We start from the raw sequence: 22,427 nt of genomic DNA, 5'->3' as shown, positions 1-22,427 counted from the left end.
GTGCACTTCCACGGATGCAGGACGACGACGTTCCACCGAAGGAGAATGATGAGGACGACGAAGAAGCGGCCCCTCGCGCTCGCCGCGACCGCCGCGACCCTCGCGCTGGCCCTGGCGGCCTGCTCGGGCGGCACGGACGACGACGCGGCCGAGACCCCCGAGGCCAGCGAGCTGGGCCAGGTCGGTGCCATGGAGGACTTCGAGGTCGGGACGACCTTCAAGGCCACCGAGCCGGTCGAGTTCGGTCTGATGTACCGCGACCACCCGAACTACCCGATCAAGGACGACTGGGACATCCTCACGAAGTTCAAGGAGAACCAGAACGTCACGTTCGACATCCAGACCGCCCCGCTGTCCGACTGGCAGCAGGCGCAGTCGATCGCGATCGGTGCGGGCAACGCCAAGGACATCATCTCGGTGACGTACCCGGGCCAGGAGTCGGCCTTCGTCGCCGGCGGCGCGATCCTGCCCGTCAGCGACTACGTCGAGAACATGCCGCACTTCCTCGACAAGGTCGAGAAGTGGGACCTGCAGACCGACATCGACCGCATGCGCCAGGAGGACGGCAAGTACTACGTCCTGCCGGGCCTGCGTGAGTCGGTCCGCCCGTCCTACTCCTACGCCGTGCGCAAGGACGTCTGGGAGCAGCTGGGCCTGAGCCTGCAGCCGGAGACGTTCGACGAGTTCGCGGCCGACCTGGCCAAGGTCAAGGCGGCCTACCCCGACCGCTACCCGCTGTCCGACCGCTGGTCGGCCAACGGCCCGCTCGAGGCGACGCTCAACGTGGCCGCGTCGAACTTCGGCACGGCTGCGGGCTGGGGCTTCGGCGAGGGCACCTGGTGGGACGAGGACGCCGAGGAGTTCGTGTACACGGGCGCCATGGACGAGTACCGCGACCTGCTCGAGTACTACAACGGGCTCATCGCCGACGGCCTGATGGACCCGGAGAGCCTCACGCAGGAGGACGACCAGGCGATCCAGAAGCTGGCGTCGGGCCAGACGTTCGCCCAGCTGACGAACGACCAGGAGATCCTCAAGGTCCGCACGGCCATGACCGAGGTCGGCACCGCCGGCGAGGTCGTCATGATCCGGGTGCCCGCGGGCCCCGCCGGTGACGTGCTGGCCGGCCAGCGCCTGATCAGCGGCGTGATGCTCGCGGCCTCGGCCGCCGAGGAGGACGACTTCCTCGCGATGCTCCAGTTCCTCGACTGGCTGTTCTACTCCGACGAGGGCCTCGAGTTCGCCAAGTGGGGCGTCGAGGGCGAGACGTTCACGCGGGAGGGCGACAAGCGCGTCCTCGCGGCGGACATCGACCAGAACGGCCTGAACCCGGGGGCGCCCAAGGCGCTCAACGTCGACTTCGGCTACCACAACGGCGTCTGGATGCTCGAGCACGGCTCGTCCGACGAGCTCGACCGCTCGATGCTCCGCCCCGAGGTCGTGGAGTTCGTCGAGTCGATGAGCGACAAGGAGCCGGCGGTCGTCGCACCGCCCGCGCCGCTGGACGAGCTCGAGCGCGAGCAGGTCTCGCTGTGGCAGACGGCCCTCAAGGACCACGTCTTCCAGAACACGGCCGCGTTCATCCTCGGTCAGCGCCCGCTGTCCGAGTGGGACGCGTACGTCACGGAGCTCGAGGGCAAGAACATGCAGCAGTACCTCGACGTCGTGAACGCCGCGCAGAAGCGCTTCGCCGAGAAGAACGGCTGATCGACCGGGCCCGGCCCCCCCCCCCCGCCGGCTGCGCCGCGAGGGGTGCGGCGAGCGGTGCGGCGGGCGCCGCGGCGAGCGGTCGCGCGACCGTCGGCGTCGCGGGCGCGACGAGGTCCGGCGGCGGCCCCACCGCGACGGTGACCTGCGTCGTCGTCGCGCTGGCACGCCGCTCGCCCAGGACGTCGGTGAGCGCGCGACGCACCGGGTCGTCGGCGGGCACGTCGCCGAGCGCGTCGTCGACGAGAGCACCCGTCCGCACGTAGCCCGCGACCGCGTGCGCCTCGGTGAACGACGGCCGCGGTGGGCCGCCCGTGGCGGCGAGGTCCCGCACCACCGACAGCGTGCGCGGTCCCCCGCGCTCGCCGACCTTCCCGTCGAGGACCGTGACGGCGTCCTCACGGTGGCGCAGCGTGACGGTCGCGACGCCGGGGGGCGGGACCGCCGGGACGTCGGGCGACCCGGCGGTGACGACGAGCCGCACCGCGTACGTCCCCGCGGTCGCCGCCGCGACGCTGGTCGCGACCATCCCGCCCTGGCTGTGCCCGACCAGCGCGACGGGCTCGTCGGCGCCGATCCCCGCCTCGCCCATCGCCGCGACGACGGCACGGGTCATGACGTCGGGCACGCCGCCCTCGAGCGCGAGGTTGGTGCCGTTGTCCGTCGGCACGGCGCCCGTCAGGCCCGCCGCCCGGGTGCCGGGCACGGCCACGACCCACGAGCGCGTGCCGTCGGCGTGGTCGAGGCGCTGCACGGTGAGCGTCGCGAGCGGCGTCCCCGGCTCCCCCGTCGGGGTGCCGTCGTCGTACGTGCGCGCGACGAGGTCGACCAGGCCCTCGACGCCGCGCGGTGCGGGGAGGTCCGGCGGGTCGGTGCGTGGCACCAGCCGCACGTCGCGCGCCGGGAGCACGCCCGCGACGTGCGCCGAGAACCGCCGTACCGGGTCGAGGTGCGGCCCGTACGCGCCCGTCATCGAGCCCAGCGCGGCCGCGAGCAGCTGCAGCACGACGGCACCGCGCCCGTCGGTGACGACGCGCTGCGGCACCGACGCCAGCCGGTCGAGGTCGTCGCGCACCTCCCCCGGCGACAACGCGCCGAACGGGTCGACCGCGAGCTGCCGCGCCTCGTCCAGCAGCAGGTCCCCGACCGCCACCGCCACCGCCGCGCTGCCGAGCAGCGCCGCCCCGAACGGTCCGGTGCCCACGACGAGCCCGAGCAGCCCGACGACGCCCGCCCACCGGGCCTGCGCGTCGCTCTCCGCGAGGTCGTAGGCCGCGGCGGCGTCACGCGTCCGCGCGGCCAGGTCCCCCGTGCCCTGCGCGAGGGCGCGCGGCCCCCACCGCGCGTCCCGGAGGGCCTCGAGCGCGTCGAGCAGCGCACCCGCCTCCGGCACGTCGCCCGCGAGCGTCACGGCCTGCCACGCCGCGGCCCGCAGCCGGGCGTCCGCGACGTCGAGCCCGTCGCGCGCGGCCCGCAGCCGCTGCGCGGCGACGACCAGCTCGGCCGCGTCGACGACCACGGGCCGCCCGCCGCCGAGCGTGAGCGAGCGCCCGTCCCTCACACCCACGCCACGCTCCGGACCCCGAGCGGCGCCACCCTCCCCGGGACGCACCGCTGCTCGGCCTGCCGGGCGGCGTCCACCAGGCGGTCCGCCGCGTCCAGCGCGTCGAGGCACCGCCGCAGGTCCGTCAGCAGGTCGTGGCGGCGTGCCTCGGCCGCGTCGGCCGCGTCGCCCGCCCACGTCGCCGTGCCCGCGCGCACCACCGCGACCTGCGCTGCCCCGACCTGGGCGCGCACGTCCGCGAGCGCGGCGGCGATGGCAGTGGTCGACATGGCCCCGACGCTAGGGACGGAGCGTCAGCGACGGGCGCAGCGCGGTCGGATCTGGGGACGAGCCCGCGGACGGGAGCGGCTGTGGTCGGCTCGCGCGCCGCCCCGTCACCCCAGCCGGTCGGGCCGCGCGCGCCACCACGGCCGCGCGGGGCGCGCGAGCGCCAGGACCGACAGCCCGACGACCGCCGCCAGCCCGGCGAACCGCCACGCGCCGCCGTCGGCGCCCGCCGCCACCGCCCCGGCCAGCAGCGCGAGCACCTGCGCGGCCCCCTGCACGACGAGCGCCGCGCGCAGGTCGTCCCCCAGCACCGCGAGCTCGACGCGCGTGCGCCACGTCGTGCGCGCCGCGACCGCCGCGAGCCGCAGCAGCGCGTGGACCAGCAGCACGAGCGCCGCCAGGACCAGCGGCGGCGCGGGGTCGGCGACGAGCACCCGCACGCCCACGACCAGCACGACCACGGCGGCCACCGGCCAGCGCGGCAGCACCGCGGGCAGCACCCCCACGGCCACCATCGCGACCAGGACCTCGAGGGGCACGACCCGCCCCGGCATCGTCGCCGCGACGACCACGGCCGCGACACCGACGAGCGCGAGCGCCGCCCGGACGGTCACGGCGGACACGGCCGGCCACGTGACCACGTCGACCTCCGGCGGCTCACCGCCCCGTCGTGGCGCCCGCGCGGCCGGTCCGAGCCGGTCCAGCACCCACGCCCCGAACCCCTCGGTGCCGAACCTCGCGCTCATCGCGGCACCCCCGCCCCCGCGTGCCGCCGGGCACGCCGCGCGAGCACGCGCAGCGCCACGGCCGGCTGGTCGCGCCACGTCACGAGCTCGACGTCCTGGTCGGCCAGCTCGGCCATGCGGTCCTCGCGCGTCAGGGTCATCATGCGCAGCGCGAGCCGCTCACGGTCGTACAGCCCGGACGCGCGCAGGCGGGGCAGCACGTCGACGGCGACCACGCGGTGGCCCGCGGTGCGCCAGCGTGCGGCGACGGCCGCCGACTCGTCGTCGAGGAACGTCGAGAACACCACGACGAGCGCGCCCGACGGCAGCCGCGGCGGCCGCAGCCGGGCGGTCGGCTCGCCCTCGGGGGCCGTCAGCGCGAGCGCGTGCCGGATGCGGTCGAGCTGGCGGCGTCCGCCACCGGGCGCGACGGGCCGGCGGCGCACGCCGAGGTCGTCGAGCCCGACGCGGTCGCCGCGCTCGAGGTAGGCGCGGGCCAGGGACGCCGCGGCCTGCCGGGCGCGGTCCAGGGACGTGGCGTCCTGCGCGCGCGGGGCCACTGACCCGCGCCAGGTCCGCGGGTCGGGGCCCAGGTCGTCGCGGGAGTCGACGACGAGCATCACGACGGCCTCGGCCTGCGCGTGCTCGCGCCGCACGTACAGCTCGCGCAGGTCCGGCGAGCGCCGCGCCGTGACGCGCCAGTCGATACGGCGCAGCCGGTCGCCGGGGACCCACGGGTGCACGTCGCGCAGCCCGCCGCCCTCGCCGGGCCGGCGCGACTCGTGCGGGCCGGTCAGGCCGCGCAGCCGCGGGGGCAGCGGCAGGTCCAGCAGCGGCGTGGTCACGGGCAGCACCACCGTCGAGCGGGTCACGGTCGGCGTCGGCTCGGCGACGGACGCGCCGTCGGGGCCCACGCCCTGCACGTCGGCCGACGCGACCTCCTGCGGCCCGGTGCGCACCGTGCGCGCGACGACGGGCAGGCGCCGCGTGCCGTCGACGCGCACGAGCACGTCGGCGCCCGTGCGGCCCTGCCGCGTCGTGGTGACCGCCGCCCACGGGCCGGGGCCCTCGACGACCAGGGTCGCGCGCAGCCGACCGGCCCGTCCGAGGGCGTCGGGGTCGTCGTCGTCGCCCGCCTCGAACCGTGCCGTCGTCGCCGTCGACGGCCGCCCCCGCAGCGCCCGCACCGCGAGGACCAGGGGCGCGGCACCGAGCACGGCCACGTCGGGCCGGGCCGCGAGGACGCCGACGACGAGCAGCACGAGGCACGCGGCGGACGCGCACGTGACGGCCAGCGCGGGCGACCACGGCCCGGCACCCGGGTCGGCGGGGGCGGGGACGTGCGACCCCCACGTCGGCGGCCGCGCGGGCGGCGGCTCGGGCACGCTCACGCGCGGCGTGCCGTCGTCGGCCCGGCGACCTGCGCGAGCACCTCCTGCACGACCGCCTCGGGTGCCAGCCCCGCCGCCCACGCCTGCGGCGTCAGGGACAGGCGGTGCGCGAGCGCGGGGGCGGCGACGGCCTTGACGTCCTCGGGCGCGACGAAGTCCCGCCCGTCGAGCACCGCGAGCGCGCGTGCGACGAGGACGAGCGCCTGCGACCCGCGCGGCGACGCCCCGACCTCGACGGCCCGGTGCGTGCGCGTCGCGCCGGCGAGGTCCACGCAGTACGCGAGCACGTCGCCGTCCACCGCGACGGCCTCGACGCCCGCCTGCATGGCCAGCAGCGTCGGCACGTCGACGACCTGCCGCACCGACGCGCCCTCCTGGCGGCGCGCGAGGCGCCGCGCCAGCACGTCGACCTCGGACGCCCGCTCGGGGTACCCGACGGCCAGGCGCACCATGAACCGGTCGAGCTGCGCCTCGGGCAGCGGGTACGTCCCCTCGTACTCCACGGGGTTCGACGTGGCGACGACGTGGAACGGTGCGGGCAGCAGGTGCGTCGTCCCGTCCACGCTGACCTGCCGCTCGGCCATCGCCTCGAGCAGCGCCGACTGCGTCTTGGGGGCGGTGCGGTTGATCTCGTCGGCGAGCAGCAGACCCGTGAAGATCGGACCGGGGCGGAACTCGAACTCGGACGTCGCGGGGTCGAAGACGCTGGAGCCCGTGACGTCGGACGGCAGCAGGTCCGGGGTGCACTGGATGCGGCGGAAGTCCAGGCCGAGGGCCGTGGCGAGGCTGCGCGCCGCGAGCGTCTTGCCGAGCCCGGGGACGTCCTCGAACAGCACGTGCCCGCCGGCCAGCAGCGCCGCGAGCGCGACGCGCAGCGGCTGACGCATGCCGACGACCGCCGTGGCGACCTCGTCGAGGACGGCGCTGCCGCTGCGCGCGACCTCGGCGACGGGCAGCGGCTCGGGGGTCGACGTCATCGGGGGCTCCTCGGGTCGGGGGCGGGCGCGGGCTCGGGGTCGGGTCGCGGCGTCGCGGGGCGTGAGCGGGTGGCGCCCAGGTGCTCCAGGACGTCGAGGGTGTGGACGAGGTCGCGGACGGTCGGCAGGGGGTGCGTCCGGCGGGTGAGCGTCGCGCGCGCCCGGGCGCCGATCAGCGCCGTGACGGCGTCGGCCTGGTCGGGGTCGTGCAGGTCGAGGCCGTGCCGGGCGACGCGTCGTGCGCCGGCCTCCCGCAACCGGCGCAGCGCGCGCTCACCGGCGCGGCCGTCACGCCCGACCATGGTCCACGCGAGGTCGAGCACCTCGCCGCGGGCCCCGTCGAGCGCCTCGTGACGCCGGCGCGTGGGACGTGGTTCGGTGGCGCCGTCGACGCGCTGCAGGACGGCGACGAGCGTCGCGGCCGCGAGGGCGACCACGACCGCCGACGACGCCCTCATGCCGAGCGCCCACACGACGACGCCGACCGCGGCGCCACCCGCGAGGGGACGCCACACGACCGCCCGCACGGCCCGGGCCGCGGCGCGCACGCGGGTCACGGCGTGGGCCCGTCGTCGTGCCGGTCGGGGTCGGGTCCCGGCTCGGGGTCGGCGGCGTCGTCGGCACGCGGCACGAGGCCCCGCGCGACGACCGCCAGCAGGTCCCGCGCGAGGCCCACGTCGTCGGCGTCGACGCCCTGCGCACCGAACCGTGCCGCGAGGTACAGGGCCAGCAGCTCACGCGTCGCGGCCGGGTCCGCGCGCGTCGCGCCGAGCACGCGCACCGCGAACTCGCTGGCCGTCTCGGCACGGTCGCGGACGACGCCGGTGCGCGCCGCCGCGGTCTCGACCGCGACCCACGCGCCGATCACGGCATCACCCGGCGGGACGTCGTCCTCGAGCGCGCGCGTCGCCGCCCGCACGCCCTCGCGCAGCACCTCGACGGCCGTGTCGCTCAGCTCGTCCCCGGCCTCGTCACCGGGCTCGACGTCGTCCCCCGGGTCCTCGGCGTGGTCGAGCCGCCAGCCGCGCAACGCGCGCCGCAGCAGCAGCGCGATGCCGGTCAGGATGGCCAGGACCACGAGGGTCTGCACGGCGCGGACCAGCCAGACGAGCCCCGCGGGCGGCGTGGGGTCGTCCAGGTAGTCGTCCGAGGGCGGGGGCGTCACCGACGAGGTGATCGTGGGACCGGGCGGCGGGGACCACGTCGGGTCGGGCCCCGACCGCGCCTCGAGCGACAGCGGACCGCTCAGCGCCGCGCCCAGCACCCCGACGACGACCAGCAGCGCGGCGAGGACGGTGGCCACGCTGGTACGACGTGCCGGCACAGGGCTCCTCGGTGCGGTCCCCGGCGCGGGGACGCGTCGTGGGGGATCGACGGGGCGCCAGGCTACCGGGGTGCCGGTGCTCCGCACAGGCCACCGCGCCGGGCGAGCACCCCGCGCCCACGCGAGCACCCCGCCCCCCGGGAAGTGGGCACGTAAGTGACCACAGGAGGGCCACCCGGCCGGATTCGTGACCACTTCCCACCGGGGAGGGGGTTGGGGGGTGGCGTCGGCGGGGTGGGGGTGGGGGCTCGGGGCGTTGTTAGCCTCGAGGCGTGACCAGGTGGCTGCCGTGAACGACGTGCTCGACGACCTGCGCCGGTATCCCGACCTCGAGGCACCGAACCTCTTCGCGGTCGACGCGAGCGACCGGCTGGTCCTCGACGAGGCGGCTCCCCTGCTCGCCGGTGCCGCCGACGGGACCGTCGTCGTGATCGGCGACCGGTACGGCGCGCTGACCCTCGGGGCGATCGCCCGGCACGGCGTCACGGGCGTCCGCGTCCACCAGGACCGGCTGACGGGCGAGCGGGCGCTGCACGCCAACGCCGAGCGGCTCGGCCTCGCGGGGTTCACGTCGCACGGGCTGACGCGCGACCTCGTCGCCGGCGCGCGGGTCGTCCTGCTGCAGCTGCCGCGCTCCCTGGACGCGCTCGACGAGATCGCGGCGCTCGTCGCGGAGCACGCGGACCCGTCGGTCGTCGTCGTGGCCGGCGGGCGGGTCAAGCACATGACGACCGCGATGAACGACGTCCTGCGGCGGTACCTCGCCGTGGTCGAGGCGCGGCTCGCGCGGCAGAAGTCGCGGCTGCTCGTCGCCTCGACGCCGCGCCCGGCTGACGAGCGTCCGGTGCGGCGGTGGCCCGAGCGGGCCGAGCACGACGGCCTGGTGGTGTGCGCGCACGGCGGCGCGTTCGCGGGCACGGGCATCGACATCGGGACGCGCGCGCTGCTCGCCCACCTCGACGAGGTCCCGCGGACGACGGGCACCGCCGTCGACCTCGGGTGCGGCACGGGCGTCCTGGCGGTCGCGCTCGCCCGGTCGCGACCCGGCCTGACGGTGGTCGCGACCGACGAGTCCGCCGCCGCGGTCGCGTCCGCGCGCGCGACCGTCGAGGCGAACGGCGTCGCCGACCGGGTGACCGTGACGCGCGCCCTCGGGACCGCGGGGCTCCCCGACGCGAGCGTCGACCTCGTGCTGCTCAACCCGCCGTTCCACGTCGGCGCCGCGGTGGCGCCCGCGGTGGCGCGCACGCTGTTCGCGGACGCGGCACGCGTCCTGCGCCCGGGCGGCGAGCTGTGGGCGGTGTGGAACTCCCACCTGCACTACCGGCCGACGCTCGAGCAGCTCGTGGGCCCGACGCGGCAGGTCGGGCGGGACCCGAAGTTCACGGTGACGGTGTCGACGCGAGGATGAGAAGAAGGCTGTTCGCCGCCGCCGCCGCCGCCCGCCTGCTGCGCCCGATGGGGACGGGGCCCGCCCTGCGTGATCGGCACCCGCTCGCCTGATTCGGTGATAGCGGCCGGTCCGCCAAAATCTCTCTCCGCCCCGCGTCTGCTGGCGATGGAAACAGGCGCTCCAGGACGTCGCAGGCGTGACGGGGCGCCCGCACCAGAACATGACGACGGGGCGCGTGCCTCATCAGAACGTCTCCACTTGATTCGCCCTGGATTCAAGTTTGCCTCCCGGCACTCCCCCCAGCAGCATCCTCGTGGCTTTGCTACATCATTCAACTTCGCGTGACGCGACGGTGCCACCGGGCATCGGACGGCCGTCGACTCGCCCGTCACCGACCTCGTCAGCCGCGACACCTCATCAGGCGCCGTCCCCCGACCCAGCGACGATGTCTGCTCGTTGTGCGTCGACAACGCCCGTCTCCAGGAGCCGGTCCATCTCGTCGTCCTCGACGGGCCCGAAGGCGTGCCACGGGGCTCCCGCGTCGTACCTCAAGGCGTAGTGGCACCTTCGCAGACGCAACGTGACCAGGCCGGGATCGACACCTGCCAGATGGCTGAAGTGCACCGCCAGAGGTTCCGAGTCGTCGGTCTCGTGGCCGGAAAGGTACACCCAGCTGCCACTCCGCCGCGCCACGAACGTCACGGTACGTCCAACCTCGAGGACCTCGGCGGAAGTCGTCACCACCTCCTTCGAGCGCGGCGTGCGTGCCGAACCGATGCCGAACATCCTATTTTGCCCCCTTGCCGTTGTTGCATCTGGCGCATATCTCACGTCGATTCCATGGCGAATTGTTACCGCCACGGGACCTCGCCTGAATGTGGTCCTGCTCTACCTGCCTCATGTTCTTGGGCTTTCCCTTGACTGATCGCGCACTCCGCTCCATCTTGACCCCGCACACGGAGCATGGCCTACCGACGGCTGCCGCGCGTGCCTGGCGATCAGCCGCTCGGGTGAATTTTCCACTTGGCCGGTATCCGAGGAACTTTCCCTTCTGGAGCGTGTTCTTGACCCGCTGACCACCTTCAACGAGCGTATTGGCTCGCTTGATGCCCCTTGCCACCCTCACGGCGGCACCCGCTCCCACGAGAGCGGCAGCAGCACCGGCCGCAGCCCACGCCGCAGCCTTGTGGTCACCCTTCAACAGGTACGCGGTTGCTGCGATCCCCCCGGCCGCGACGCCTACAGGCCCAGGGATCATGGAGGCCACTTCCCCAAAGACTGCCACCGCACCCAGCACCCTGCCCCAGGCGATCGTCCCGCCCAGGTCCGTGCAGTTCACCGGGTCGGCGTTGCAGTAGTCGTACGCGTTCGCCGACCCGCCGGCCACGGGATCGACCTGCAGGAACCGTCCGATCCCGGGGTGGTACAGACGCACGCCCATCAGCAGGACCCCGGCCGGGGTGTCCGCCGAGCGCTGGGCAGCACCCAGCCACCCATACCTGGCCGGCGGCGTCTGCGACGCGGACCCGCCGGTCAACGCCTCGGGGTTCCCGAACTCGTCGTACGACGTGTACCTCAGGTCCTGCCACGCCGGGTGCGGTGCATCCTCGTCGATCGGGATCGTCCCGACCACGTCCCCGTGCAGGTTGACCAGCTGCAGCACCTGGTCCCCGGTGGCAGAGGTCTGCACGGCCACTTGCCCGTCAGCACCCTCGACCCACCGCGTGACCTTGTCCGGCTGGGTCGCGTCCTCCACGATCCAGCCCGGCTCATCACCGTCGCCGTCGTAGTGGATGACCTGCTCGGTCGAGCTCGCCCACGCCTCGTTCACCCACGCGGACGTCGACTGCGTCGAGAACCGCTGCAGCGGGTCCAGGGTCCATGCGGCCTTCTCGACACCCGGCACCTCCTGCGAGGCGACCAGGTCGTTCACGAAGTACCCCGTGCTCGCCACGGCCGACCCGTCGGCCGTCGGCATCGCGGTCGTGCGCCCGAACGCGTCGTACCGCCATGCGTCGCCGTTGCCGCCGGACGTCGAGACCAGGCGGTTCGCCGAGTCGTACGTCGAGGTCGTCGTGGCCGCGCCGGCCTCCCCGGGGCACTCCTCGCCCCACTCGCCGGTCGCCGTCGCAACTCGAGTCGCCGACGTTCACGAATAATCCACTCTTACGGGCGCGATCCGGGCAGATCGGAGCAGTGTCGCCACCCTTCCGGCCCAGCGCGCCCCCGCGAACGACGCGCTCACCACCCTTCCGGACGCCCCGCGCACCTCGCCGCCGCCCTCTGAAACACTGACCCCATGCCGCTCGACGACGCCTCCCCCGCCCGCGTCCCCCTCGCCGACGTCACCCCCGCCATCGCGCTGGGCCCGCTCGACGGGCGCTACCGCCCGGCGGTCGCGCCGCTCGTCGACCACCTGTCGGAGGCGGCGCTCAACCGCGCGCGCGTCGAGGTCGAGGTCGAGTGGGTCATCCACCTGACGTCGCACGCGGTCGTGCCGGGCGCCCCGGAGCTGGCACCCGACGAGCAGCAGTACCTGCGCGACGTCGTCGCGACGTTCGGCGCGGGCGAGATCGCCGAGCTCGCGGAGATCGAGCGGACGACGGTGCACGACGTGAAGGCCGTCGAGTACTTCCTCAAGCGCCGCATCGCCGCCGCACCGGACGCGCTGCGTGCCGACACCGTGCTGCCGCAGGTGGGCGAGCTCGTGCACTTCGCGCTCACGAGCGAGGACGTCAACAACCTGTCGTACGCGCTGATGGTGCGCGGCGCGGTGCACGAGGTGTGGTTCCCCGCAGCCGTCGCGCTGACGGACGAGGTCGCAGCGCTGGCCGCGGAGCACGCGGACGTCCCCATGCTCGCGCTGACCCACGGGCAGCCGGCGACGCCGACGACCCTGGGCAAGGAGCTCGCGGTCCTCGCGCACCGCCTGCGCCGTCAGCTGCGCCGCATCGCGTCGGACGAGTACCTGGGCAAGCTCAACGGCGCGACGGGCACGTACGGCGCGCACCTCGCGGCCGTCCCGGACGCGGACTGGCAGATGGTGTCGCGCACGTTCGTCGAGCACCTGGGCCTGACGTGGAACCCGCTGACCACGCAGATCGAGTCGCACGACTGGCAGGCCGAGCTGTACGCGGACGTCGCGCGCTTCAACCGGGTGCTGCACAACCTGGCCACCGACGTGTGGACGTACATCAGCCGCGGCGTCTTCACGCAGATCCCGGTCGCGGGGGCGACGGGCTCGTCGACCATGCCGCACAAGGTCAACCCGATCCGCTTCGAGAACGCCGAGGCGAACCTCGAGATCTCGTCCGCGCTGCTCGACACGCTGGCCGCGACGCTGGTCACCAGCCGCCTGCAGCGCGACCTGACGGACTCCACGACGCAGCGCAACATCGGCCCCGCGTTCGGGCACTCGCTGCTCGCGATCGACAACGTGCGCCGGGGTCTGCGGGCCCTGTCGGTGGACGTCGCGATGCTGGCGCGCGAGCTCGACGCCAACTGGGAGGTGCTGGGCGAGGCCGTGCAGTCGGCCATGCGCGCGGCGTCGGTCGCGGGCGTCGCCGGCATGGACAACCCGTACGAGCGGCTCAAGGAGCTGACGCGCGGGCGCCGGCTGACGGCCGAGGACATGCGGTCCTTCGTCGACTCGCTGGGCCTGCCGGCCGACGTGACGGAGCGGCTGCGCAACCTCTCGCCCGCAACGTACACCGGAATGGCGTCCGCGCTGGTCGCCCACCTGGAGTAGCCTGCTGTCCGGTTCGTCCGGATCGGGGCGGCAACGTCCCCCGAACGCGTCACTCGTTCGGCCTAATTGCCCGCCCTGCGGTGGGAGCGGTTCCTGTCGATACGTTTCGATACCTGGACATGTGCCCTGGATCGGGTCAGAATCGTCGGCGTCGTCGGAATCCTCCCCTTCAGTCCGATCCGGCAAGGAAGCCCAACGTGACACTGATGCAGAAGGCGATCACACCGTCGCTGGCGCACGCCCATCTCACGCAGGGTCACGACCGCATCGCCGGTTACGTGGTCCGCGCAGAGGACGTCGCGTTCGCGACCACCCCCGCCCAGCTCTTCGAGGTGCACGGCCTGGGCTACCCCGGCTCGCCGTTCAGCCCGTACGACCGCTCCATCGACATCCTGCGGTTCGAGTCCTCGCCGCAGCTGCAGTACCGCGACGTCCCGGGGTACATCGTCCCGCTCTGGTGGCTGCGGCACTCCCGCATCCCCCCGGGCGCCGAGCTGATCCGGGTGCACGACGACGGCACATCGACGCTCCTCGCGCGCTACGGCGACGTGGGCACGGGGTGGACCGTCACGCAGCTCGGTGCGCCTCGTCCGGCGCTCGCGTCGCTGTCGCGGTGCGTCGGGCCGGTCGCGAAGTGGCACGGCGCCTACCTGGAGGCGGACGTGGTGGACGGCGGGCACACGGTCGTGCTCGCGCTCGCCAACCCGCCGCTCGCGGAGACCGGCTTCCACCAGTCGCCGTCGGGCCGCTGGTACCGGCGGGTGGCCCGCGAGGACGTCACCGAGCTGTTCGAGCTCGACCTGACGGCCCGCTGGAACGGCCTGTCGGTCCGCGTGGTCGACCAGTGGCAGGACGCCCAACGCTACGTCGTGGCCCGCATCTCGCACCTGGGCGACGACATCGAGCGTGCCGAGCGCCTGCACCTGGAGCGCGTCGAGGCCGGCGTGTACGAGGCGATCGTCTACGCCGCCGAGCTCACCGACATCGAGACCAACCAGGTCGTCCCGCACACGTGGGCACCCGGTCCGGCGGCGCAGCAGCGGCACTGGGCACATTCGTAGATCTGGTCGGTGAATTTTCACCCGCAGAGCGTCACGTTCGCGTAGCATCTCCAGACATACCGGCACGAACCCGAGCGGCACTCCCCGGAGAGCCCCGGTCCCCCGGTCGGCCCGCAAGGGTCGGCCCACAGACCGCACCGGGCCTGGTCCTCCCCCCCGACCAGGCCCGGTGCGCTTTTTCTTGCGTCTGACCGGGCGAAACGTGTCGTGCTCGGCGCGCGCCCGCGGCCGTCGGGCTCCCCGGTTCGCTGCTCCGGCCCTCCTGACCCAGGCTGGACCTGTGCCGAACCGACTCGCGAGCGTCACGAGCCCGTACCTGCTGCAGCACGCCGACAACCCCGTCGACTGGTGGGAGTGGGGCGACGACGCGTTCGCCGAGGCCCGCCGCCGCGACGTGCCCGTCCTGCTGTCGGTCGGCTACGCGGCCTGCCACTGGTGCCACGTCATGGCGCACGAGTCGTTCGAGGACGCCGCGACGGCCGCCTTCATGAACGAGCACTTCGTCTGCGTCAAGGTCGACCGCGAGGAGCGGCCCGACGTCGACGCCGTGTACATGGCCGCCACGCAGGCGATGACGGGCAGCGGCGGGTGGCCCATGACGGTCGTCACCACGCCCGACGGGCGCCCGTTCTTCTGCGGCACCTACTTCCCCCCGCGGCGCGTGCAGCACATGGCGTCGTTCCCCGAGGTGCTGGCCGCCGTCGCCGCGGCGTGGACCACGCGCCGCGAGGAGGTCCTGAGCAGCGCCGGCACCATCGCCGACGCCCTGGGGCAGCGACCGGTCCCCGGCGGCGACGGGCCCACGGGCGGCGACCTGGTGGACGAGCGGGTCGTCGCGCGCGCACTAGGGGCCCTGAGCGCGACGTTCGACGAGCGCGACGGCGGCTTCGGCGGCGCACCCAAGTTCCCGCCGTCGATGGTGCTCGAGTGGCTGCTGCGCCACCACGCGCGCACGGGCGACGCCGACGCCCTGGCGATGACGCGCGCCACGCTCGACGCGATGGCCCGCGGCGGCATGTACGACCAGCTCGCCGGCGGATTCGCGCGGTACTCCGTCGACGCGACGTGGACCGTCCCCCACTTCGAGAAGATGCTCTACGACAACGCGCTGCTGCTGCGCGTGTACCTGCACGCGTGGCGGCTGACGGGCGACCCGCTGGCCCGTCGCGTCGTCGAGGAGACCGCCGACTGGCTGCTGGCCGACCTGCGCACGCCCGAGCGTGGGTTCGCCTCGGCCCTCGACGCCGACAGCGAGGGCCGCGAGGGCGCGTTCTACGCGTGGACCCCCGGGCAGCTCCGGGACGTGCTGGGCGACGACGACGGCACGTGGGCGGCCGACGTCCTCGCGGTCACCGGCGAGGGGACCTTCGAGCACGGGGCGTCCGTCCTGCAGCGGCGGCGCGACCCGGACGACGACGCGCGGTTCGCCGCGGTGCGCGACCGCCTGCGCGACGCCCGCGAGGCGCGCGTCCGTCCGGCCCGCGACGACAAGGTCGTCTCGGCGTGGAACGGGCTGGCGGTCGCCGCCCTGGCCGAGGCCGGCGCGCTGCTCGACCGCCCCGACTGGCTCGACGCCGCCCGCCGGTGCGCGACCCTGCTCGCCGACCTGCACACGCGCACCGACGCCGGCGGCGGCGACCGGCTCGTGCGGACGTCGCGCGACGGCGTCGCCGGCAACGCGCCGGGAGTGCTGGAGGACTACGCCGACGTCGCCGAGGGGTACCTCGCGCTCGCGGCCGCGACGGGGGAGCACGCGTGGACCGCACGGGCGCAGCGGCTGCTCACGACCGTCCTCGCGCACTTCCGCGACGACGACGGCAGCCTCTTCGACACCGCCGACGACGAGACGGACCCCGTCCTGGGTGCGCTGCGCCGCCCGCAGGACCCCACCGACGGGCCCACACCCGCGGGACCGCCGGCCGCCGCGGCAGCGCTCGTCACGCTCGGCGCCCTGACCGGTGACCTCGCGCTGCGCGAGGCCGCCCTCGCAGCCCTGCGGGACCCGCTGCGGCTGGCCGCGCGCTACCCGCGCGCGACGGGCTGGGCGCTGGCGACCGCGGAGGCGCTGCTCGACGGCCCGCGCGAGGTGGCCGTCGTCGGCCCGTCCGGCGACCCGGCGGCTGCGGCGCTGCACCGGGCGGCGCTCGCGTCGCCCGCTCCGGGTCTGGTCGTGGCCGTCGGCGACCCTGCCGACCTCGGCGACGAGGCCCCGACGCTCCTGCGCGACCGCCCGCTCGTCGACGGGCGGGCCGCGGCCTACGCGTGCCGGGGCTTCGTGTGCGAGCGCCCGACCACCGACCCCGACGCGCTGGCCCGGCAGCTGCGCACCTGACCGGCCGACCGGATCGCTCTCTCACCACCTGGGGGGTGGGTCCACCCACCCCCACCCCTGCGGCGAGAGAGCGATCCGTTACGCGCTCAGTCGGTGGGGTGGCCGCCGTGCACGGCCCCGCGCCAGGCGCCCGTCTCGGTGCGGCGCCCCTCGATGAACTCCTTGAAGCGGTGCAGGTCCTTCTTCACCTGCCGGTCGTCGGCGCCGATCGCGGCTCCGACCTTCTCGCGGAAGCCCTCGGGCTCCCACTCGATGTGCGTCGTGACCCGCGTCGAGCCGGGCCCGAGCGGCTCGAACGTCACGCGGCCGGCGTGCGTCGTGCCGTCGACGCTCGCCCACGCGACGACGACGTCGGGCTGCTGCTCGAGGATCGCGGCGTCGAACTCGCGGTCGACGCCCGCGATGCTGGTCGTCCAGCGCGTCAGCGTGTCGCTGATCTGCTTGATCTCCTCGACGCCGTTCATGAAGTGCGGGAACTCCTCGAACTGCGTCCACTGGTCGTACGCGGTACGGACAGGGACGTCGACGTCGATGGTCTCGTCGATCGTGGCCATGAGGTCTCCTCCGTTGCGTGCCGGATGGTGCCCGGACGACGCTACGTCGACCCTGCCCGGCCCGCGCGGCGAGAGCGCCGCGGTCCGGGGGACGTCAGGCAGGTGCCGGAGCGACGTCCGGGACGTCGATCGCGGCGAGGTCCGCGAGCGCGTGGGCGTAGCCGGCGGCGTCCCCGACCCGCGCCGCGGCCCGGGCGGCGACGGTGGGACCGTGCAGCAGCGAGCGCGTGCGCCGCCGCAGCGAGCGGGCGCGCGTCTCGTCGCGATCGGACGGCGGCAGGGCGTCCAGCGCGGCCTCGAGCCCGCCCAGGACGCGGGTGCGCTCCGCGAGGACGGCGGGGTCCCACTCCCGCACGCGCCGGTCCGCCTCGAAGTCCTCGGCCGCCCGGAGCACGACCTCCCGCGCGTGGCCCAGCGCGGCGTGCTCCGCCGGGGCGTGGTCGGCGACGGACTGCAGCGTCACGAGGGCGACGCCGGGCAGGGTGCGGACGTCGGGGTCGACGTCGTGGCGCAGCGCGAGGTCGACGACCGTGAGCGGCTGCGGCGACCCGCGGCGCACGGCGGCGAGCGCCTCGACGCCGAGCACGGCACCCGCCGCACCGGAGCACGCGACGACGAGGTCGGTCCGTGCGACCTCGGCGAGGAGGTCGGCCCCGGCCGGCAGCGCCCGGACCCCGCGCGCGGACGCGAACGGCGCAGCCCGCCCGCTGGGCGAGAACACGCGCACGTCGCGCACACCCCGGGCCTTGAGGGCGGCGAGGCTGGCCCCGGCGTAGGAGCCGGTGCCGACCAGCACGCAGCGCACGGCCGACCAGTCGACCTCGCCGTCGGCCTGCGGGAGGGTGCGTGCGGCGAGGTCGAGCGCGACCCCGACGACCGACCGGCCCGTGGAGCCCAGGCCCGTCGACTTCTCGACCGCGCGCGAGGCCCGCGAGGCGGCCTGGAAGAGCGCCTCGAGCGTGGACGTCGTCGTGCCGTCGCGGCGCGCGGTGGTCAGGGCCCGGCGCACCTGGCCGGCGATCTCACGCTCCCCCACGACCATCGAGTCGAGCCCCGCGGCGACCGCGAACAGGTGCTCGCTCGCGTCGGCGCCGACGAGCGGGTGCAGCTGCTCGGCCACGTCGTCGACGCTGTAGCCCGAGCGGGAGGCGACGGCCTGCGCGACGGCGTGGCGGGCGCGGGGGGTGTGGGCGGTGTCGTCGACGTCCAGGTACAGCTCGAACCGGTTGCACGTCGCGAGGACGACGGCACCGGTCACGGCGTTGGTCGCGGCGACGAGCTCCCTGCCCACGGCGTGGACGTCCGACTGCAGACGCTCCAGCACGGTCAGGTCGAGGGAGTGGTGGCTCGCGACGAGAGACAGGAGCACCACGGGAACCGATTGAATCATCCCGGGAAATGTCCGGCACAATCCGAGGTGTGAGTCTTACCCCACACCATCCGCTCCTCGACGGCCGCACCGGTGATTCCGCGCTGGTGACGGCGTATTCCGGGACCCGTCCCGAGCGTCTTCCGGTCTGGTTCATGCGCCAGGCCGGACGGTCGCTCCCCGAGTACCGCGCGTCGCGCGCCGGCACCGCGATGCTCGACGCGTGCCTCGACCCGGACCTGGCCTCCGAGATCACGCTGCAGCCCGTGCGCCGCCACGGCGTCGACGCCGCGGTCTTCTTCTCCGACATCGTCGTGCCGCTCAAGCTGGTCGGCGTCGACGTCGAGATCGTGCCCGGCACGGGCCCCGTGATCGCCTCGCCCGTGCGCACGCTCGACGACGTCGCGCGCCTGCGCGACCTCGGCCCGCTGGACGCCGCGCGCCTCGCACCGGTCACCGCGGGCGTCGAGCGGACCGTCGCGCAGCTCGACCGCACGCCGCTCGTCGGGTTCGCGGGCGCGCCCTTCACGCTCGCCGCGTACCTGGTCGAGGGCGGGCCGTCGCGCGACCACCTCGCCGCGCGCCGCCTCATGCACGCCGACCCGGCCGCGTGGTCCGCGCTCATGGACTGGACGGCCGAGGTGACGGGCGCGTTCCTCGCCGCGCAGGTCACGGCGGGTGCCAGCGCGGCGCAGCTGTTCGACTCATGGGCCGGCGCGCTGTCGCTGGCCGACTACGCGGCGCACTGCGCGCCCGCGTCGGCGCGCGTGCTCGCGCAGGCGAGCGCGCTGGGCGTGCGGACCGTGCACTTCGGCGTCGCGACGGGCGAGCTGCTCGTCGCGATGCGCGACGCCGGCGCCGACGTCATGGGCGTCGACTACCGCGTGCCGCTCGACGAGGCGTCGGCGCGGCTCGGTGGCGCGACACCGCTGCAGGGCAACGTCGACCCCGCGCTGCTGGCTGCGCCCTGGGACGTCCTCGAGGCGCACGTGCGCGACGTCGTCCGCCGCGGCGCGGCGGCGCCGGGGCACGTCGTGAACCTCGGCCACGGCGTGCCGCCGGACACGGACCCGGCCGTGCTGACACGGCTCGTGCAGCTGGTCCACACGTTGTGAGCCGGGACGTCGCGCAGGGCCCCGACCCGGCGGGCACGGGCTCGTCGGGGTGGGAGGCCGTCGTCGTCGGGGCGGGTGTCGCGGGGCTCGTCGCGGCGCGCGAGCTGGCGCGCGCGGGCCTGCGCACGCTCGTGCTCGACGAGCGCGAGGCCCCCGGCGGCGCGGTCCGCGGGCACGACGTCGCGGGCCTGCGGCTCGACGCGGGCGCCGACTCCTACGCGACGCGCGGCGGCTCGGTGGCCGCGCTGCTGGGCGAGCTGGGCCTCGGGGACGACGTCGTGGCGCCCGAGCCACGGGGTGCCTGGACGCACCTGACCAGCGGCGACGGCCCGTTGCCGCGCACCGGGCTGCTGGGCGTGCCGGCCTACCCGCTGGCGCCCGACGTGCGGCGCACGCTCGGCACGGCGGGTGCCGCGCGGGCCGCGCTCGACCTCGTCCTGCCCGCGCGCGTGGGCGCCGACGCCCCGACGCTCGGCGCCCTGGTGCGCGCCCGCATGGGCGACGCGGTGGTGACGCGGCTGGTGCAGCCCGTCGTCGGCGGCGTGCACGCGGCCGACCCCGACGACCTCGCGGTGGAGGCGGCCGCGCCGGGGCTGCGCGAGGCGCTCGCCGCGTCCGGCGGGTCGCTCGCGCGGGCGGTGCGCCGGCTGCGGGCGTCGGCCCCGGCGGGCACCGCGGTCGAGGGCGTCGCGGGCGGTGTGCACCGGCTGGTCGACGCGCTCGTCGCCGACGTCACCGCGCACGGCGGCGTGGTGCTGACCCGCACCCGCGCCGAGTCGGTGACCCGCGCGGCGGACGGCACCCTCGCGCTCGGGACGCGGGACCGCCACGACCCGCCGCGGCCGTCGCGCGACCTGCGCACGCAGCGCCTGGTCCTGGCCACGCCGGGCGCCGCGGGTCTCCTCGACGGGCTCGACGGTGCGGACCTGCGCGACGTGCGGCTCGACGACGGGGCACCCGTCACGCTCGTCACGCTGGTGCTCGACGAGCCCGCGCTGGACGCCGCGCCGCGCGGCACGGGCGTCCTCGTGGGGCGGGGCACCGACGACGTGCGCGCCAAGGCCCTCACGCACGCGAGCGCCAAGTGGGGCTGGGTCGCGCGGGCGGCAGGGGCGGGCCGGCACGTCGTGCGGCTGTCGTACGGGCGCGCGGGCGACGAGGCGCGCGGCGACGTCCTGCCGACGGGTGACGCGCTCGTCGACCTCGCGCTGCGGGACGCCGCGACGCTGCTCGGCGTGCCGCTGGGTCGCGACGCGCTGCACGGGTCGGCGGTCGTGCGGTGGACGCAGTCGCTGCCCCGCCCGAGCGCCGGGCACCGGGCGGCGGTGGCCGCGGTGCGGCAGGCCGTCGAGGCGATGCCGGGGGTCGCGGTGTGCGGGGCCTGGTCGGCGGGCAACGGGCTCGCCTCGGTGGTCCCCGACGCACGGGCGGCGGCGCGTGCGCTGCTCGCCGACGCCCGTCCCGACGCGTCCTGAGCGCGCCGCCGGCCGGACCGCGCCGATCGCGTCCGACGCTCTCGACAAACGAGATGACGGCACGTCAGAATTGCGGCGCGGGAATGACGTGGCTCACGATTCCCGGCGGGCAGGATGACATTCTGACAATTCGTCAGAACGATGCGCCGGGGCATATTCCTCCCTCACCTGCGGGAACTCCCGCGGCGGCCGGCTGTTTCGACATCCGCGCGCCCGGCGACGACACTGGACGCATGCCTCAGCAGGTGCGCATCGGCACGCGCGCGAGCGCCCTGGCCCTCACGCAGACCGGCCACGTCGCGGACGCGCTCGCCGCCCTCGCCGACCTCACGGTCGAGACCGTCCGCGTGCGGACGCAGGGCGACCGCGTCCGGGCGTCCCTGGCGACCCTCGGCGGCACGGGGGTCTTCGTCACCGCGCTGCGCGACGCGCTGCTCGACGGCCGCTGCGACGTCGCGGTCCACTCCCTCAAGGACCTGCCGACCGGCCCCGCCGACGGTCTGGTGATCGCCGCCGTCCCGCCCCGCGCCGACGCGCGCGACGCCCTGTGCGCCCGCGACGGCCTCACGCTGGCCACGCTGCCCGCCGGCGCCCGCGTCGGGACCGGGTCGCCGCGCCGCGCCGCGCAGCTGCGGGCGCTGCGGCCGGACCTGGACGTCGTGGACATCCGCGGCAACGTCGGCACCCGCCTGGGCCGCGTGCGCGGGCTCGACCCCACCACGGTCGCGGACGGGCCGCACGTCGGCCCCGACGCCCCGCACCCCGGGGTCGCCACCGACGCGCCGCGCGGCGACCTCGACGCGGTCGTCCTGGCCGCCGCGGGGCTGGCCCGCCTGGGGCGCCTCGACGCCGTGAGCGAGTGGTTCGACCCCGACGTCCTCGCGCCCGCGCCGGGCCAGGGCGCGCTCGCCGTCGAGGTGCGCACGGGCGACGCGTCGGGCGACACGCCCCTCGCGGACGCGCTGCGCGCCCTCGACGACGCCCCGACGCGTCGTGCCGTCGTCGCCGAGCGCGCCGTGCTGGCCCGCCTCGAGGCCGGCTGCGCGGCACCCATCGGTGCGTGGGGCCGTCTCGACGACGCGACCGGGACGCTCGTGCTCGACGCCGTGGTCGCCGCGGTCGACGGCTCGCGCGTGCTGCGCCTCGCCGCCCGCGGTCCCGCCGCCGACGACGCCGAGGCCGACGCCCTGGGCCGTCGCCTCGCCGAGGACCTGCTCGCGGCCGGCGCCGCCGACCTCGCCCCGCTCGGGGACGTCCGGTGAGCGCCGCCGGACCCGAGGCCCCCGCCGTCCCCACGGGCCCCCTCACCGGCTGGCGCGTCCTGGTCCCCCGCCCTCCCCTCGACCCCACCCCCACCCCCCACCCCCCCACCCCCCTGGCCGCGAGAGAGCAATCCGGTCACGACGGCACCACCCCCACAGCAAC

20 protein-coding genes are annotated in these 22,427 nt (G+C 75.6%); 9 read left to right on the top strand and 11 right to left on the bottom strand.

Annotation, left to right across the window (positions count from 1 at the left end; translation table 11 throughout):
• The first annotated feature begins 48 nt into the window (after positions 1–48).
• Entirely contained in the window at positions 49–1,707 is a 1,659-nt protein-coding gene (locus H9657_RS06480) for an ABC transporter substrate-binding protein (RefSeq protein ID WP_191781590.1), read from the top strand.
• Here H9657_RS06480 and H9657_RS06475 read toward each other — a convergent pair.
• The 7 genes from H9657_RS06475 to H9657_RS19590 form a co-directional block, all read right to left on the bottom strand.
• Positions 1,622–3,274 carry a hypothetical protein gene (locus H9657_RS06475; RefSeq protein WP_191781589.1) on the bottom strand — a complete coding sequence of 551 codons (1,653 nt, stop codon included), beginning with the start codon at positions 3,272–3,274 and terminating at the stop codon, positions 1,622–1,624. The genes H9657_RS06480 and H9657_RS06475 overlap by 86 nt on opposite strands.
• Entirely contained in the window at positions 3,265–3,540 is a 276-nt protein-coding gene (locus H9657_RS06470; RefSeq protein ID WP_191781587.1) for a hypothetical protein, read from the bottom strand. The genes H9657_RS06475 and H9657_RS06470 overlap by 10 nt, the downstream gene beginning before the upstream one ends.
• 105 nt (positions 3,541–3,645) lie before the next feature.
• On the bottom strand, positions 3,646–4,284 hold the full coding sequence (locus tag H9657_RS06465; protein WP_191781585.1) for a hypothetical protein: 639 nt from the start codon (positions 4,282–4,284) through the stop codon (positions 3,646–3,648).
• The gene (locus H9657_RS06460; protein ID WP_191781583.1) at positions 4,281–5,654 is read right to left on the bottom strand and encodes a DUF58 domain-containing protein; all 1,374 of its coding nucleotides are present in this window, start codon (positions 5,652–5,654) and stop codon (positions 4,281–4,283) included. The genes H9657_RS06465 and H9657_RS06460 overlap by 4 nt, the downstream gene beginning before the upstream one ends.
• Entirely contained in the window at positions 5,651–6,631 is a 981-nt protein-coding gene (locus H9657_RS06455; RefSeq protein ID WP_191781581.1) for an AAA family ATPase, read from the bottom strand. Before H9657_RS06455 ends, H9657_RS06460 begins: the two co-directional genes overlap by 4 nt.
• Positions 6,628–7,188: a hypothetical protein gene (locus tag H9657_RS06450; RefSeq protein ID WP_191781579.1), complete on the bottom strand. Its 561-nt coding sequence runs from the start codon at positions 7,186–7,188 to the stop codon at positions 6,628–6,630. The genes H9657_RS06455 and H9657_RS06450 overlap by 4 nt, the downstream gene beginning before the upstream one ends.
• Positions 7,185–7,934 carry a DUF4129 domain-containing protein gene (locus H9657_RS19590; protein WP_318241337.1) on the bottom strand — a complete coding sequence of 250 codons (750 nt, stop codon included), beginning with the start codon at positions 7,932–7,934 and terminating at the stop codon, positions 7,185–7,187. The genes H9657_RS06450 and H9657_RS19590 overlap by 4 nt, the downstream gene beginning before the upstream one ends.
• A 310-nt stretch (positions 7,935–8,244) precedes the next feature.
• Here H9657_RS19590 and H9657_RS06440 point away from each other — a divergent pair, with 310 nt between their 5' ends.
• Entirely contained in the window at positions 8,245–9,366 is a 1,122-nt protein-coding gene (locus H9657_RS06440) for a class I SAM-dependent methyltransferase (protein WP_191781575.1), read from the top strand.
• Between the two features lie 399 nt (positions 9,367–9,765).
• On the opposite strand, the gene H9657_RS06435 is transcribed toward H9657_RS06440, so the two are convergent.
• Positions 9,766–10,134 (bottom strand): hypothetical protein, encoded by a 369-nt coding sequence (locus tag H9657_RS06435; RefSeq protein ID WP_143082697.1) that lies wholly within the window; start codon positions 10,132–10,134, stop codon positions 9,766–9,768.
• Between the two features lies 1 nt (position 10,135).
• Positions 10,136–11,281, bottom strand: coding sequence for an RHS repeat-associated core domain-containing protein (locus H9657_RS06430; RefSeq protein ID WP_318241336.1), 1,146 nt, complete (start codon positions 11,279–11,281; stop codon positions 10,136–10,138).
• A gap of 10 nt (positions 11,282–11,291) precedes the next feature.
• Here H9657_RS06430 and H9657_RS18970 point away from each other — a divergent pair, with 10 nt between their 5' ends.
• The 4 genes from H9657_RS18970 to H9657_RS06415 all read left to right on the top strand — a co-directional run bounded on the left by H9657_RS18970 (position 11,292) and on the right by H9657_RS06415 (position 16,489).
• Positions 11,292–11,507 (top strand): hypothetical protein, encoded by a 216-nt coding sequence (locus H9657_RS18970; protein WP_225214774.1) that lies wholly within the window; start codon positions 11,292–11,294, stop codon positions 11,505–11,507.
• A gap of 140 nt (positions 11,508–11,647) precedes the next feature.
• Positions 11,648–13,096, top strand: coding sequence for an adenylosuccinate lyase (gene purB / locus H9657_RS06425; RefSeq protein WP_191781571.1), 1,449 nt, complete (start codon positions 11,648–11,650; stop codon positions 13,094–13,096).
• Between the two features lie 206 nt (positions 13,097–13,302).
• Positions 13,303–14,157, top strand: a complete 855-nt coding sequence (locus tag H9657_RS06420) for a hypothetical protein (protein ID WP_225214773.1) — start codon at positions 13,303–13,305, stop codon at positions 14,155–14,157.
• A gap of 280 nt (positions 14,158–14,437) precedes the next feature.
• On the top strand, positions 14,438–16,489 hold the full coding sequence (locus H9657_RS06415) for a thioredoxin domain-containing protein (RefSeq protein WP_191781567.1): 2,052 nt from the start codon (positions 14,438–14,440) through the stop codon (positions 16,487–16,489).
• Positions 16,490–16,575: 86 nt separating this feature from the next.
• On the opposite strand, the gene H9657_RS06410 is transcribed toward H9657_RS06415, so the two are convergent.
• Together H9657_RS06410 and H9657_RS06405 are read right to left on the bottom strand one after the other, a co-directional pair.
• Complete coding sequence (locus H9657_RS06410) at positions 16,576–17,043, bottom strand: SRPBCC family protein (protein ID WP_191781565.1); 468 nt, start codon at positions 17,041–17,043, stop codon at positions 16,576–16,578.
• A gap of 94 nt (positions 17,044–17,137) precedes the next feature.
• Positions 17,138–18,415: a glutamyl-tRNA reductase gene (locus H9657_RS06405; RefSeq protein WP_191781563.1), complete on the bottom strand. Its 1,278-nt coding sequence runs from the start codon at positions 18,413–18,415 to the stop codon at positions 17,138–17,140.
• 26 nt (positions 18,416–18,441) lie between these two features.
• On the opposite strand from H9657_RS06405, the gene hemE reads away from it, so the two are divergent.
• From hemE to hemC, 3 genes are all read left to right on the top strand, one after another.
• Positions 18,442–19,527, top strand: a complete 1,086-nt coding sequence (gene hemE / locus H9657_RS06400; protein ID WP_191781561.1) for a uroporphyrinogen decarboxylase — start codon at positions 18,442–18,444, stop codon at positions 19,525–19,527.
• A complete protein-coding gene (gene hemG / locus H9657_RS06395) occupies positions 19,524–21,002 on the top strand; it encodes a protoporphyrinogen oxidase (protein WP_191781559.1) in 1,479 nt (492 codons plus the stop codon). The genes hemE and hemG overlap by 4 nt, the downstream gene beginning before the upstream one ends.
• 233 nt (positions 21,003–21,235) lie before the next feature.
• The gene (hemC, locus tag H9657_RS06390) at positions 21,236–22,264 is read left to right on the top strand and encodes a hydroxymethylbilane synthase (RefSeq protein WP_191781557.1); all 1,029 of its coding nucleotides are present in this window, start codon (positions 21,236–21,238) and stop codon (positions 22,262–22,264) included.
• Positions 22,265–22,427: the final 163 nt, after the last annotated feature.

This window comes from Cellulomonas avistercoris (assembly GCF_014836445.1).
Classification (GTDB): Bacteria; Actinomycetota; Actinomycetes; order Actinomycetales; family Cellulomonadaceae; genus Cellulomonas; species Cellulomonas avistercoris.
The sequence above is the reverse complement of the archived record's forward strand: the minus strand, read 5'-3'. Positions and strand labels throughout refer to the sequence as shown.

Bases quoted from the DNA above. Each gene is read 5' to 3' on its own strand.
- H9657_RS06420 (WP_225214773.1), top strand. From the start codon at position 13,303: ATGCAGAAGGCGATCACACCGTCGCTGGCGCACGCCCATCTCACGCAG.
- hemC (WP_191781557.1), top strand. From the start codon at position 21,236: ATGCCTCAGCAGGTGCGCATCGGCACGCGCGCGAGCGCCCTGGCCCTC.
- H9657_RS06410 (WP_191781565.1), bottom strand. From the start codon at position 17,043: ATGGCCACGATCGACGAGACCATCGACGTCGACGTCCCTGTCCGTACC.
- H9657_RS06470 (WP_191781587.1), bottom strand. From the start codon at position 3,540: ATGTCGACCACTGCCATCGCCGCCGCGCTCGCGGACGTGCGCGCCCAG.
- H9657_RS06480 (WP_191781590.1), top strand. From the start codon at position 49: ATGAGGACGACGAAGAAGCGGCCCCTCGCGCTCGCCGCGACCGCCGCG.
- hemE (WP_191781561.1), top strand. From the start codon at position 18,442: ATGTCCGGCACAATCCGAGGTGTGAGTCTTACCCCACACCATCCGCTC.
- H9657_RS06455 (WP_191781581.1), bottom strand. From the start codon at position 6,631: ATGACGTCGACCCCCGAGCCGCTGCCCGTCGCCGAGGTCGCGCGCAGC.
- H9657_RS06435 (WP_143082697.1), bottom strand. From the start codon at position 10,134: ATGTTCGGCATCGGTTCGGCACGCACGCCGCGCTCGAAGGAGGTGGTG.
- purB (WP_191781571.1), top strand. From the start codon at position 11,648: ATGCCGCTCGACGACGCCTCCCCCGCCCGCGTCCCCCTCGCCGACGTC.
- H9657_RS06465 (WP_191781585.1), bottom strand. From the start codon at position 4,284: ATGAGCGCGAGGTTCGGCACCGAGGGGTTCGGGGCGTGGGTGCTGGAC.